The sequence below is a fragment of the Sinomonas sp. RB5 genome (assembly GCF_054063535.1).
Genome location: NZ_JBSSGJ010000002.1, coordinates 242,074 through 255,003 on the forward strand (window position 1 = coordinate 242,074; position 12,930 = coordinate 255,003).

Consider the following 12,930-nt stretch of genomic DNA (forward strand, 5'->3'; position numbering starts at 1 on the left):
TCCTCAGCGGCCCTCGGGCACTGCGGCGACCACGTCGATCTCGACGAGGATGTTCGCCAGCTGCGACCCGACCGTGGTGCGCACCGGGTAGGGCTCGGAGAAGAACTCCTGGTATGCCTCGTTGAAGGCGGCGAAGTCGGCCAGGTCGGCGAGGTGCACGGTGGTCTTGACGCAGTCGTCCAGCGTGAGGCCGCGCTCGGCGAGGACGGCCTGGATGTTGCGCAGCACCTGACGGGTCTGCTCGGCGACGGAGTCGGAGACGGCGCCGGTGGCGGGATCCTGCGGGCCGAAGCCGGCCGTGTAGACGAACCCGTTGGCCTCGATCGCCTGGCTGTAGGGGCCGGCGGGCTGCGGGGCGTTGGTGGTGTGGAAGGCGGTCTTGGTCGTGACGGTCATGAGGTGTCCTTCTCTCTGAAGTCTCAGTGGGTGGGTCTAGTGGGTGGGGGTCTAGTGGGTGGAGGTCTCGGTGGCGGTGGCCTCAGCCGCGGGCTCGTGCAGCCGGCCTGCGTCCTCGGTGTCCGGCCGGAAGGAGGCGTAGGCGGTGGCGACGACGCCGATGAGGGCGATCACCGCGACGTAGATGATCACAGGCCACACGCTGCCGAAGGCGGCGGAGAGCGCGGTCGCGATGAGCGGGGCGAAGCCGCCGCCGATCGTGTTCGAGATCTGGTAGCCGATGTTGACCCCGGTGGTGCGGGCCTCGACGTCGAACATCTCGACGAGCATCGTCTGGAGCGTGCCCTGCATGGCCACGCCGGGGATCACGAAGCCGACCACCATGCCCAGCCAGATCAGGATCGCGGTCTGGGTGCTGAAGAGCGCGAAGGCGGGGTAGACCAGGAGGGCGAACCCGATGCAGGCGCCGATGTAGACCTTGCGGCGGCCAATCTTGTCCGAGAGGCTGCCCCACATCGGAGCGACGAAGATCTGCAGGACGCCCACGATCATGGTGCCGATGAAGCCCACCTGCGCCTGAGTGCCCTTGGAGACCATGTAGGCGAGGCCGAACGTCAGGACAACGTACCCGGCGATGCTCTGCGGGAGGCCGATGAGGATGCCGAGGATGGCGTTCTTCGGGTGCCGGAAGACCTCGCGGAGCGGGGACTTGCGCTGCGCGCCCTTGCGTTCGCGGTTCGCCGACAGCTCCTTGAACTCCTCGGACTCCTCCAGCTTGGACCGCAGCACGATCGCCACGATGGCCAGCACGAGGGCGAGGAGGAAGGGAACGCGCCAGCCCCACTCCATGAAGAACGACTTGGGTCCGGCGCCGAAGGCCGCCATCAGGCCGGCCGAGGCGACGTTGGCGATGCCGGCGCCGCTGATGAGCAGCGCGCCGTACAGGCCGCGCTTGCCGGCCGGGGCGTGCTCGACGACGAGCGCGGCCGCGCCGCCCATCTCGCCGCCGACGAACAGCCCCTGCAGCATGCGGAAGAAGAGCAGGAGGATCGGTGCGGCGATCCCGATGGAGCTGGCCGAGGGGATCAGGCCGATCGCCGCCGTCGAGATGCCCATGCCGATGACGGTGATCATCAGGGTGGTCTTCCGGCCCATGCGGTCGCCGATGTGGCCGAAGACCAGCCCGCCGATCGGCCGGAGCAGGAAGCCGAACGCGAAGCTGGCGAACGAGGAGAGCGTTCCGACCACGGGGTTGTCGCCCGGGAAGAACACCGCGGGGAAGACGGTGGCCGAGGCCAGCCCGTAGAGGTAGTAGTCGAAGTACTCCATGAGCGTGCCGATCGCGCCGCCAGCGACCGTGCGGCGCTGCTTCGCTGAGATCGAGCGCCACCCCGATTGCGGTACCTGGTATGCCTGTGCCACGAGAGCCTCCTTGCCCCGATGTGTGCAGATGCGGTGAGTGCGGGCGGCGAGTCGCCCGGCCCTTCGTTGTCGAAGCTAGCACCCCCTTGAACAGTCTGTCTATGGCCAATACAATTTGTCTATGGCCTTCGGCGACGCGTAGGACTGACCCATGAGCGAGGTAGACATGACCCTGACTTCGGCCCAGCCGGCGGCGGACCACCCGCTCGCCCGCATGGGAACGTACGAGTCCGTGGACGAGATCCTCGCCGTGTTCCGCCCGGCCATGCACGCGATGGCGGCCGCCGTGGGCCCCGGGTGCGAGGTGGTGCTGCATGACCTCTCAGCCCCCGACGTGGACCTCGGCCACACGATCGCCGCGATCGAGAACGGGCACGTGACCGGGCGCGAGGTGGGCGGCCCGTCGTCGAGCCTTGGCGCCGGCGTGCTCCACAACCAGGGCGCGGAGCACAACGCGTTCGGCTACCGCGGCTTCACGGCCGACGGCCGCGAGCTGCGGTGCTCCTCCGTCTACTTCCGCAATTCCGCCGGGCGCATCATCGCCGCCCTCTGCATCAACTTCGACATCAGCACGATCCAGCGCCTGCAGTCCCTCCTCCAGGGCCTGCTGCCGGCGGCTGCCTCGGACTCCCCCGAGCAGCCGAACGAGTTCTTCGGCCGGGACCTCGTGGCCGTGATGGACGCCATGGTCACCGAGGCCATCCGCGAGGTCGGCAAGCCCGTGGACCAGATGAGCCGAGACGACCGCATCGCCATCCTCACTAAGCTCGACCAGCAGGGCGTGCTGCAGATGCGGAAGGGCATCGACCGCGTCGCGGCGCGGCTGGGGATCTCGCGGGTGACGGCGTATTCGTACCTTGATGAGGCACGGAACCACGTCGCGGGCGAGTGACGGCGCTGTGGCCCACAGCTAGCGCCGGAACGGTAAGCGTTCCGCGACCAGCGCGCGCCGAGAATGGATCTTATGTCAAGCAAATGATGATTCATACCTAGTTGTATTGCGCCGCTATTGGCACCCAGGGGAGAGCGGCTTCGGGGGCTCCCCAAGCCCAGAGCCAGCAGCTTGGCGGCGCCGCGTAATGTCTCCCTTCGACCGGTTTGCCTGCACCGAGCGGACCGCGGCGTACGGCAACTCCTCTAGGAGGACAGATTGCCCACGGAACGACTCCAGATAATCCTCAGACCATCCGGGGTGGCCACGGGCACGAACGGAATGTATGCTCTACGGTCGTACTGAATCTGCGGCCACGACCGGAGCGCCGGGACCATGAACCAGGCCCAACCGGCTGGCACGACCAACGTGCCGGGAAAAAGGGAGCGTAACTGCGCCCTCTTCGAGGTTTTCGCCCGCTTGACGCCCTTCGCGAGGCCCCAGACCATGGAGGGCCATAGCATAAGGACTGCGACAGCAGCCACTTCCGGCGTTCCACCCGTCCCGCACTATATCGCGATCCAGGCGGTAGAGTCAGGGACCCAAGAACAACAACGCGGCACGACAGACAGCAGCTAACCTCGCGCCTTCACCAGTCCCCCGTCGTCAGGCTCTCCATAGCTGGCCCCGCTCTACCGCAGTCCGCCTCCACAGACGCCGCGCACACGCCGGCCGGTCCTGATTACGACAGGACAGAACCAGCCCGTGACATTGCAGCTTCAGCTCAGCCGTCTCACGACACAAGCTTCGTTCAATATCCTCGCCTGCTCGCCATCGGTCCACTAAGTTAGTCAGGTGACTGGCGACAGCGAGGCCAAGGTGATCCGTGAAGCGTTACATTGAGATTTCAGTGGTTGAGAAAAACCCGGACGGTTCGCCCTCACAATTGGTGACCCTTGACCTTCCCGACCAAGCCACCCAACGCAAATACTACCGGCTTCTCAAACTCCTATCCGATGCAGAAATTCTCGCAGGCGCACCCTTCGAGATCCCCAGAGGCGACAAGGGGTCCTGGATAATTTTCGGCCTGGGCGACCGCCATGCCGTAGGCCAATTCAATAAGGGAAATCCTAAGTTCTGGGATCAAGGTCTCCGCTTGGGGACCCTTTGCGTGGCCCGGATCATGACACCCGAAGAAATGAACCGACTCATAGAGCAAGGACGAAATCCACTGACATGAAGACCGTAGGTGTCATCATCAGCACGCTCCAGAATCTAGTCGTTCCGGTAGCCGTCCTGTTACTCAGCTTTCTACTGGCCCCCAAAATGGAAACTGCTACACAACTCGGCTTTTTCTCATTGATGAGCCAGATTCTTGCTACCCTACTGATCGCAGTGGCCCTTCTTCCCCGGTTCCTCAACCAATCTGCCATTCATTGGAGCACTCCAGTCTGGGCAGGATTAGGAGAGATCGCCGCCATCTACGGAGCCATACCCGTCTGGTCAGAGCAAATCTGGCAACTGTGCTTCGCCCTTGTCCTAGCATCAACTGCAACGGTCGTTTTCGCTCTCGTCGCAACTATCAGCCCCGCAAACAGGAGTTTGCACATTCATGAAGATTTGGAGGCCCTAGCCAAAAGAGCAGAGGAATTGGACCCCTAAGGCCCAGACCGCATAAGTCAGCGACGCCGCAATAGCCGACGAGGACTGGACTCCCTAGGCTTTGGGCCGTCGGAGGTACTCGAAACCGCAGCAACCTGCAGCGGAATTTCCGAACTACGCACCAACGCGGACCTTTTTGCAAAGGCGACCCCACCTCGAAGTTCGGTCTCAATCGCTTCGCCAAGCTCCCCCAAAGCCTGATCCTTAAGCGCGCTGGTGACCACTTCATTATTCACCTCGAGAACGATCCGCCGCGCATTATGTAGAGCAGTGCGGTTAGCCTTAAGCGAAACCTCGCGCAGCTCGTTCTTTTTCCGACGACCAATTCTCTTGTGGGCTCGAAAACCGCCCGTTCGACCCAGTTCGTCAAAGAAAATGATCCGCACCAGCTCGGAGTTGAGTTGGTGGATTCTTTCAATCCACTGTCGATCTGGTTGAGAACTAGCCGCCACTGAAGCCACATTCTTTATCGTGGCGTCCGTGATGTAATCGGCGGTCTTTGTGATATCTCTTGCCACCTCTTCGCTCGAAGTCCCCGCTTCCGCGACTTCCAAAGTATCCGAAGCCTCGTCTTGCGTCGTCGTCGATTCTTCTTCTAGCCTTATCAAAGCATCATCCAGGGATGTCGCTCCCCCGTCGGCAATAACCTTTTCAGCAGCATTCTGCATTTCGACAATTTCAGGATTCGATGCCAGCAGCAGCGTTTCCGCCTGATCCTTGTCTATCGGCATTAGGGCGGCGAAAGGATGACCGTTGCGGGTCACGACGATTGGCGTTCTCTCTGCACTGAGGGTTTCAAACACGCGTTTTGAGTCCCGCACGAGTTCTCGCACCGTGATAGTGGCCACGAACAACCTTCTCCCCGACGTCGTCTGACACCTGTCTGACATCTAGAGTACCACGTCATGGGGAAGCCGGGAAGAGCCTATAGCTCTGATGGCAACGTGGACCTTGGCCTGCTCCAATGGGCGCTCCGGGGGCCTAGGCCTTCACCGGTTCCTTCCTGGTTCCGGCGCCCGATTGAGTGGCGCATTCACGTACCTTGGTGTCGTTGGTATCTGCGCTCCGCGGGACGTCCAGTTGCAGCTCAACGTCGAGGCATGCAGGGGATACTCGCTCTCATTGAACTTCGCCTTCTTCAAACGGCTTCTGCCACCAACCCGCACGACGAACCGTTGGATCAGCCCCGCTCATGAAGTTGATCGGCACTTGTGCAGAGCCGAGGGCCGGCCAAAAGCTGATTGATGTCGAGCGCTTCTGAATTATCGCTTCTGGAACATCAATCGACTTTCGGGAAGCAGCCTCGCCGATGCTACGCCTCTCACCTGACGGACTTCTCCATACTCCCTTGTAGATTAAAACTTCCAGAGCAGCCAGCTCCATTCGCTCGACGATCGGGCTGACGTCCACGTTGAGTATTTGCTCATCCGTGCGAACGTCCCCGTGAATAACGGCTCCGCGCTGCTTGATCCAGTCATCAACTTCCCGCGGTTTGAAGCCGTGTTTAGATTGGGCCAAAAGTCGGATTAGCGGACCGGCCAAACGACCAGAGGCCAGACGAAATGCGTATTCAAAGTATCGAATCAGCTCTCTATATCTTGCAGGGGGCCACTCTTGGGAGATGGCATCCGATAGGAGTTCCACGCCGCCGATGCGATCAGAAAAGACGTCGCCGGGGAGTTCATGAAGGTCAAAATGGTAGCGATCCTCCATGCGCACCTCTAGGCTGTTTAGGTGGCGGATGCCCCTGGTTCTATTCAACCATTCAAGCTCTTCGGCATTTTCGGCAACGAGAGCAATCGGCATTCGCGGGTTGGAGACGTTCTTTTGCCCTCGATACACCAAAGCTATTACGTCAATGAGGTTCTCTGTCAATTCTATCGAGTGGCGAAGTTCGAACTCAGGGATGTCAATGGCGCCGTCGGCTGCAACCTCGAGCTGCTCTGGCATCGCGACTTCGGCCTGAATTACCTCCATTACTCCGCCACAATAATTGATGGCGCAGTAAGGCTTGCCGGCGTCATCGACTGCACTGTTTATTGTGTCAAATTTGGCCAGCCAAACAGGGCTGATTTTATCCGAATTGTCAGGATGAACCGACTGCTCAAGCGCTTCAACATCGCCAGTGGCGTCATTTAGGTAAAGGATTCGAGTTGAGTCTTTTGAAGCCAATACTTTGCTCATGATGAAGGGGTGTGATGCGGGTAGGGGCATTCTTGCCACCCAGTCCACCGCTGAACCGTTCTCGCTGGACAATCTGAGTCGCCTAGCATCAATTGATGGTGCGGGCGAAAGTTCGACGAAGACTGTGCGAATTAGTTTCATATCAACTCCTATATTCCGAGCCATGTACTGCGCAGCTGCCGGCTCGGCCGAGTGCGCCGCGTTGAGCTCGTTAGGTTCTGCCAGTCGGGGCGCATCCGGAGCGCCGGCCGCCTGCTAGGGAGAGTGTGCCACCAGAGCCCGTGATGGCGTAGCTTCGCAAAGCCGTCGCTACAGAAGCGGTCTGGGCCAACTCTAGGGGTTGTCAGCAGCACCAACCGGTAGCCGCTTGCAGACAAAGTCGCCACGCTGTTCGCGAATCAAGAACTCCTCGCCTCGCAGGTTCTCGTAGATCTCTGCCACGGCGAGCGCGTCGTCCGCCGCCTTGCAGTGGGCGCCGTCGGATTCCATCTCGATCAGGTAGGCCACCGAGCACGCACACATTGCCACGAAGGCGTAGAACTGGCCTCGCAGCGCCTCCCTCAGCAATGTGGGCGGGTAATAGAGGCTGTGCTTTCGGCAGAGAGCTGGGAGTCTCACCATGCCGTCGACGATCTCGCTTTGTGGCAGAGCCGTTGCTGGAGCCCAGGGGCGCAGCTCAACACCGTCGACGGCAGATCGCAGCATTTTCCCGTCGGAAAGGTCCAAGAACAACGCTGCCGTGCAGGGCTCGCCCGAGGGCAGCTGGAGAGGACCACTGGACGGCCAGAGCTGAGGCATATCTAGGGTGCTCTCTACGCTGATCTCTAGCGTCGGGGTCGTGAATCTTAACCCATGCATGATGAGCCGCCGAGCACGATAGTGAAGAGATACGCTTGCGGCGTAGCCGGCTCCGGAAGTCCGCCCACGCGCACGGCAAGCGGTGTGACGCGGACCGCCCAGAAACCCTCGGGCCCCTCGTATCGGCCGAGCCAGAAGCGGCTTGCATCGAGCGGCTGCTTCAGGTGTCTCTGGCCGTACAACGCGTCATACTCAGAAGGCGGGAGGCCGTACCCGGCGTCCCGCTGGTCTTGGCTCGAAAGAAGCATCGCGGTGAGTGCAGTCTTCTGGATCCACTTCGCGATCTCCGGCTGATCGTCAATAGCTACGCTCACCGCGTTTCCAAGGATCAGCGGCGTCAAGGCGCGCTGTGCGATGACGTCAAGTCGACTCATCCAGCCGTTGTTGCATGCCGCGCAGACTTTCACGGTCTGTCGGTATGGGGGCTGCCTGCCCATGTCACGGCTGAGGCCGTTCAGAGGGCCGGCCTTGTGCTGCACAGGACTCAAGTCAAGACCGGTTCTGCTGACCCATTGACCGAACACGTGCTCGCGAGTCAGAGAACCAGTCGAGCCGCAGAAGATGCAGGAATTAGCCACAGCACTCATTGTCCGTGGAGCCCCCTCGCCCTCCTGGTCTGCAGCAGACGTTGGGCTTCGAGCTACGGCGGATGGATCTTGAGCACCGGTGACCAGAGCAGGGTGCCGGACACAGCCTAGCGACCGGGGCCGGTGACCAGCCTGACGAAGTCTCATCAGCTGACAACTGTGATGTCCTCCGTCCCCGCTCCGGGCGGTCGCGGACTAGGTCACCAAGGGCGCGCCCATCGCACTCGCGCAAAGTCTCACCCGGATCCAGGCGCCTCGGCAGTCCGGACGAGGACGCTGTGAGTCTCAGCGGCTCACGCCCTTCTGCAGGAGCTTGGTCTGGCCGTTGGCTCCGCGGGCCTTGGGGCTGCGTCCTGGTGCTTTGGCGACAGCTGCGGTGGGTGGGGTGGCTTGGTCCTGGTCGGCGCTGAGTCGTGCCTGCACGGCCTCGCGGTCGGAGAGGCCTTCGAGGCTGTCCGCGAGCTCCTGGCGGCGCTCGGCCGAGTCGTACAGGTGGCCGGCCTCGTCGGCCAGTGTCTCGGGGCGTTGCTTCTCCTGGTCTGCGTCGTGCGGGCGGTCGCGGTCTTCCCGGTCGGCCTCGGCCATCAGCTCCATGGCCTGGGCTGTCTCGGCCCGGGACCCACAGCGAAACCGGCGAGGCGCTCGTACTTTACCGCACTCTCTATGGCAATTACAGCTATTGGGCCAGACCAGTCAGAATGTTCGAGGAAACAGTAGAGCGGAATGGCTACATCGGGCCAAGGTTGGTGCGAGTTGCCTAGATCTGAGGAAAAAGTTGAGGCATTCGACCGACCGAGACGGCCGAAAGCACGGGTGGCGCGCCGTTACGCTTCGTCTATAGTCGATAATGGGTTCAGCACTGACCATTCGGCTGGGAAGGTCCGAGCGAGGAATTTTGCGGCATTCTCTCCCGGTTTCGGAATTTCATTCTTGTCGGCTCTCTTGAGGGTGTGATCCCTCTGGAGGGCAGTGTTTGTTCCTACGGAGTACATGTAGAAGCCGCCAGCCGGAACCAGGCTCTTCCCATCCGAAGCGAGGTTAACCACACCGTACCCGTAAGAAGTAGTCTGCAAAGACGTTACATCTTTAGTTGCAAACACATAAATGTATTCCGACTTATCCTGTCCAAAATGGCTTTTCACGGTTCGCCAATAACAAAACGGCCTTCCGTCGTTATGATAGTTAGTGCCGTCGAACACGTACTGACTTGTGAACGCCCGGCGTTCAATGACGCCGACACTGAAGCATCGGTCGTCGCCACTCTCAACCCATTCCGCCCAAGCGCCCTTGATGTCCACGCGACCGAAGCGGACCCGGTCAACGACTAATGCCCCCACGAGCCATATTGCGGTGGCTGCTAGCGCTGCAGGAACGCTAAGTAGCACACCCAGCCATGCTTCAGGACTCATGGAAGCAGTCTGATGCAAAACCTTGATGACGGCTAGCATTTCCCGTGCTGCAACGTCCTGTGGCCTGGCGCATCCTCAGGGCTCGGCGAAAGGAACACGGCCTGAAGGGCAGCGCAGGCTGAATCGAACGGCTTCAGGAGGACCGGTTCCCGCCCTCCTGAAGCCATCTACGAATTTTTCACCGGACCTTCTCGATCAGCGATCAGAACCAGACGAATGGGCCCGTGTACCAATGCCAAGTAGCATCCGGGGTACCTCCCCCGTTACGGCACGCCGCGTCGTAGTCTCTGTACTCGTTTATGCAAGCGACGTTATAGATGGCTAGGCAAAGACCACCGGCCACCGCTGCACCTACTGGGCTGGCGGCTGCACCGCATGCCGCGAGCACGCCGCAGACCATGGTGCCCCGGTTCTGGCAGGCAACCTGGACGTTTGCAGCTTCAGCACCACAATCACGCGGCGGGTCCGGCAAGGGCACAGCTGGCCTTTCGTCGTCGGGCACCTGACTGTCAACTTTGTTGTTAGCACCGTCGGTCGGCTGGCTCGGCTCCGTCGACCCGCCCGGCTCGGTCGACTGATTCGGCTCCGTCGACCCGCCCGGCTCGGTCGACTGATTCGGCTCCGTCGACCCGCCCGGCTCGGTCGACTGATTCGGCTCCGTCGACCCGCCCGGTTTGGTCGACTGATTCGGCTCCGTCGACCCGCCCGGTTCGGTCGACTGATTCGGCTCCGTCGACCCGCCCGGCTCGGTCGACTGATTCGGCTCCGCCGACCCGCCCGGCTCGGTCGACTGGCCCCTCGATTCGTCGCTGGCCGCTCCCGCCGAGCCGCCTCCCCCGCCTCCTTCCGAGCCGCCACTTCCAGCCGAGCCTCCAGAACTGGTTGCCTGGCCGTCGCCACTATTGGTGACGTCGTAGCAGTAGTGGTCCGCTCCTATACAGACCAGATGGGCAGGACTATCCGGGTTGACCGAATCATCGGCCCGAGCAGGAGGATCGCCGAAGCTTCCCACTAGAAGCGCCGAAGCAAGTCCGACAGCAAGAGCAAGCGGTCGTATTCCACTCCACAATGGCGTGATCACTGTTCATTTCCTCTCATCAGTAGATTCCAAGTTCTCCGGCGACAGGAGGCTCCTGTCCGAGATTAAGCAAGCGCCAGACTGCCGAAGAATGGGAGCGGCCCGTGGGTCCGTTCCCACCCATTCCTTCGCAGGCGACATCCGTTTCGTGGCCAGCACATTCGTACGGAACACCACGATTGAAGGAGAACTGCGGCTCAGCAGAAATCCAGTTCGGCCCGCGCTCGGGCAACGGAGACGGAGAAGGGACAGGGGACGAGAAGGAAGCGATTCGAGCAGGAGTGACCGCGATCTTGGGCCCGGGCCGCTCAGGGAGAACCGGATCGCCGCGGCGGACTGGCTCTGAATCCCTCAGATCGGTACATGGGTGCCCGTATGAGCAGTCGACGGGAATGGCTGGTGCTTCCAGAGCGTGCGCTGGTCCGGCCACTCCGACGGCGCCGAGGATCACGACGATAGCTGTAGCGGTCGGAAAGGGGCTAAGCAGCTTCAGAGTATTCATATATAGTCATCTTCTTTCAATTTTACAGTGATCTGCCATTAGAGGGAGAAGTTTCGGACTCACCCAAAGTCAGGATGATGCTTTTGATGGCAGCCATTGGTTGACTGCTGATCGAGAAACTAAATTGACGCCTTATCACCACTGAAAATAGGCGACCCAAGGATGCGGGGCGTTAGGCAATGCGCTATCGGTTATCAGCCCAGTCGCATGCGTGCCGCCTGCCATGGGCCTGCGTAGTAGCTAGTGTCACCTATACCGGTGATTGCGTTGGACTGCGCCTGCAGAAGATCTGTGAGAGTCGCCTGGTAGCCACCGGGGTTAAAGTACGTAGAGGCACACGGCATGTCCTCCATTTTCCAGTCAAGGACCTCCCCGGGTATTGCCTGCACATCGTCGACTTGACCGCCGTGCTGGAACAGGATGTAGCATGCTCGCCCACCGTTAAATGGGCTCGTTGCTCCCAAGACGGTGTCCTCGAAGAACCAGATAGAGAAGGCGCATGGGCATCCCTCCACCGCATATTGCCCGGAGTCACTGGTGACCGCTTCGAGTGCGGAGATGTCGCTGATTCCCCCCGAAGGCCCCACGCCGGACGGGTAGACGAGGAGCTCCACATTGGAGGCAGGTCGGCCGTCGGGCCAATATACGGTCCCTGTCACCAGACCCTGCCCCTGTTCCACGCGGTTCGTCCCCAGCGGGTCTTCTCCGCTCGGTTGGGCTGCCTTGTCGACCGGCGGAGCGGTGTCTGTCGCCCCCGGTCTTGAGGCCTCGGCCGGAGGCGGCGATGTGCCGTAGGAGGTGCTGTTATCGGTCGGACTTGCCGGCGCCGGCGCACCGCAGCCGGATGCGCCGAGGAGCACAGCGAGGCCGAATATGAGCAGCAGACTGAGCGTATGAAGTTGTAAAGTGTGGCTGTCGACCATTTGAATATTCCATTTCTATCGATCAGAGATGAGTGAAGATGCGTTGGAGTATTGCTGAATCGACTCCCATCTTCTTGCTACAAACACTGGCCGCTCCTCAGGTTTTGAGTAACGCGACTAGACGTTGAACGAACGAATATATGCCCGGCTCAAGAGAGGCGGCTCTGCTGGAAGGGGGGCAAAGAGTCGAGACTGCTATTCAGGAGTTCACAATGCACCCCTTCGGATCAAGCCGGTGGTCCGAAGCCTGCGCGGGCGTTGGCTCATACGGACCGAAACCTTCACGGGCAAGGTCCTGCAGGAGTTGGTGGTAGCTAGAGAGCGCCAACGCCGGAGCCTGATGGAGGTCTTCGAATGTCGCGCGGGGACGGTCGACTCGAAAAAGGGCCAGGATGACCCTGTCTTCCTGCTCGTCGTCAAGCGTCTGGTAGGGGCCGATGGGCCGGTGCGCAACGAGCGCGTGGGCATAGAGGCTGAGCCGGTTCGCCGGGAAGCTGCTACCGTTGCGGTGCCATATCCGGGCGACATCAGCGGGATCCATCATGACTCCTCACTGGGAGCAGCAGATCAGGGGCAGCGATCCACGAGTGCGTGGTCACCGGAAGAGGGACCCGGCTGGGGTTCATGGTGGCCTCCTTGCTAGTTCAGAGCGGTTGCTAGTGAACTAGTACAAGGCTGACTGTTCGCTGGTGTACCGCGGATCTGCCACATGGCGTAGTTGTGCCAGCAAGTCCTTTAGATGGCCGGGAAACAAGTCCTTCTGAGCGAGCCGGTTCTCAGATCGAACACGCCATGCATCACCAGCCCGACATACGTCACTGGTTCTGCTCGGGTTGGACCGTACCGGCTGTGAGGGAAGCGAATCGCCCGAAAAAGCGGAAGATTCGGACGCTCGCAATGAGGCTGAGCTTGCCCGGGGCGAACGCGAACCCTTGCTCCGTAATGAGGAGAGGCTGAAACTGAGCTATCAAGGATTGGAGGAGCCATGCCGGGACCAGATGGCGAGCGGCTCGAGGACGACAAGGCCGAGTTCAATGA

General features: G+C 61.0%; 13 protein-coding genes. 3 read left to right on the forward strand and 10 right to left on the reverse strand.

Annotated elements, in window-relative coordinates; all coding sequences use genetic code 11:
• Window positions 1–3: 3 nt before the first annotated feature.
• Entirely contained in the window at window positions 4–396 is a 393-nt protein-coding gene (locus ACVWWH_RS03800; protein ID WP_457315671.1) for a RidA family protein, read from the reverse strand.
• Between the two features lie 51 nt (window positions 397–447).
• Window positions 448–1,818 (reverse strand): MFS transporter, encoded by a 1,371-nt coding sequence (locus ACVWWH_RS03805; protein ID WP_457315672.1) that lies wholly within the window; start codon window positions 1,816–1,818, stop codon window positions 448–450.
• A 151-nt stretch (window positions 1,819–1,969) separates the two neighbouring features.
• Between ACVWWH_RS03805 and ACVWWH_RS03810 the strand changes: the two genes are divergently transcribed.
• Together ACVWWH_RS03810 and ACVWWH_RS03815 are read left to right on the forward strand one after the other, a co-directional pair.
• A complete protein-coding gene (locus ACVWWH_RS03810) occupies window positions 1,970–2,710 on the forward strand; it encodes a helix-turn-helix transcriptional regulator (RefSeq protein WP_457315673.1) in 741 nt (246 codons plus the stop codon).
• 865 nt (window positions 2,711–3,575) lie between these two features.
• Window positions 3,576–3,929 (forward strand): hypothetical protein, encoded by a 354-nt coding sequence (locus ACVWWH_RS03815; RefSeq protein ID WP_457315674.1) that lies wholly within the window; start codon window positions 3,576–3,578, stop codon window positions 3,927–3,929.
• Between the two features lie 439 nt (window positions 3,930–4,368).
• On the opposite strand, the gene ACVWWH_RS03820 is transcribed toward ACVWWH_RS03815, so the two are convergent.
• The 5 genes from ACVWWH_RS03820 to ACVWWH_RS03840 all read right to left on the reverse strand — a co-directional run bounded on the left by ACVWWH_RS03820 (window position 4,369) and on the right by ACVWWH_RS03840 (window position 8,574).
• The gene (locus tag ACVWWH_RS03820) at window positions 4,369–5,199 is read right to left on the reverse strand and encodes a type II toxin-antitoxin system Phd/YefM family antitoxin (protein WP_457315675.1); all 831 of its coding nucleotides are present in this window, start codon (window positions 5,197–5,199) and stop codon (window positions 4,369–4,371) included.
• 271 nt (window positions 5,200–5,470) lie between these two features.
• The gene (locus ACVWWH_RS03825; protein WP_457315676.1) at window positions 5,471–6,607 is read right to left on the reverse strand and encodes a hypothetical protein; all 1,137 of its coding nucleotides are present in this window, start codon (window positions 6,605–6,607) and stop codon (window positions 5,471–5,473) included.
• 261 nt (window positions 6,608–6,868) lie between these two features.
• Entirely contained in the window at window positions 6,869–7,261 is a 393-nt protein-coding gene (locus tag ACVWWH_RS03830; RefSeq protein ID WP_457315677.1) for a hypothetical protein, read from the reverse strand.
• 119 nt (window positions 7,262–7,380) lie between these two features.
• Window positions 7,381–7,872: a hypothetical protein gene (locus ACVWWH_RS03835; RefSeq protein WP_457315678.1), complete on the reverse strand. Its 492-nt coding sequence runs from the start codon at window positions 7,870–7,872 to the stop codon at window positions 7,381–7,383.
• A gap of 393 nt (window positions 7,873–8,265) precedes the next feature.
• Window positions 8,266–8,574, reverse strand: coding sequence for a hypothetical protein (locus ACVWWH_RS03840; protein WP_457315841.1), 309 nt, complete (start codon window positions 8,572–8,574; stop codon window positions 8,266–8,268).
• Between ACVWWH_RS03840 and ACVWWH_RS03845 the strand changes: the two genes are divergently transcribed.
• A complete protein-coding gene (locus ACVWWH_RS03845) occupies window positions 8,493–8,741 on the forward strand; it encodes a DUF1653 domain-containing protein (protein ID WP_457315679.1) in 249 nt (82 codons plus the stop codon). The two genes, ACVWWH_RS03840 and ACVWWH_RS03845, sit on opposite strands and share 82 nt — an antisense overlap.
• A 63-nt stretch (window positions 8,742–8,804) precedes the next feature.
• On the opposite strand, the gene ACVWWH_RS03850 is transcribed toward ACVWWH_RS03845, so the two are convergent.
• The 3 genes from ACVWWH_RS03850 to ACVWWH_RS03860 form a co-directional block, all read right to left on the reverse strand.
• Window positions 8,805–9,389: a hypothetical protein gene (locus ACVWWH_RS03850; RefSeq protein WP_457315680.1), complete on the reverse strand. Its 585-nt coding sequence runs from the start codon at window positions 9,387–9,389 to the stop codon at window positions 8,805–8,807.
• A gap of 1,774 nt (window positions 9,390–11,163) precedes the next feature.
• A complete protein-coding gene (locus ACVWWH_RS03855; protein WP_457315681.1) occupies window positions 11,164–11,892 on the reverse strand; it encodes a hypothetical protein in 729 nt (242 codons plus the stop codon).
• Window positions 11,893–12,091: 199 nt separating this feature from the next.
• Window positions 12,092–12,433 carry a hypothetical protein gene (locus tag ACVWWH_RS03860; RefSeq protein ID WP_457315682.1) on the reverse strand — a complete coding sequence of 114 codons (342 nt, stop codon included), beginning with the start codon at window positions 12,431–12,433 and terminating at the stop codon, window positions 12,092–12,094.
• Window positions 12,434–12,930: the final 497 nt, after the last annotated feature.

Coding starts and splice junctions, on each gene's coding strand:
- ACVWWH_RS03850 (WP_457315680.1), bottom strand. CDS start 9,389: ATGAGTCCTGAAGCATGGCTGGGTGTGCTACTTAGCGTTCCTGCAGCG.
- ACVWWH_RS03840 (WP_457315841.1), bottom strand. CDS start 8,574: ATGGAGCTGATGGCCGAGGCCGACCGGGAAGACCGCGACCGCCCGCAC.
- ACVWWH_RS03810 (WP_457315673.1), top strand. CDS start 1,970: ATGAGCGAGGTAGACATGACCCTGACTTCGGCCCAGCCGGCGGCGGAC.
- ACVWWH_RS03800 (WP_457315671.1), bottom strand. CDS start 396: ATGACCGTCACGACCAAGACCGCCTTCCACACCACCAACGCCCCGCAG.
- ACVWWH_RS03855 (WP_457315681.1), bottom strand. CDS start 11,892: ATGGTCGACAGCCACACTTTACAACTTCATACGCTCAGTCTGCTGCTC.
- ACVWWH_RS03860 (WP_457315682.1), bottom strand. CDS start 12,433: ATGGATCCCGCTGATGTCGCCCGGATATGGCACCGCAACGGTAGCAGC.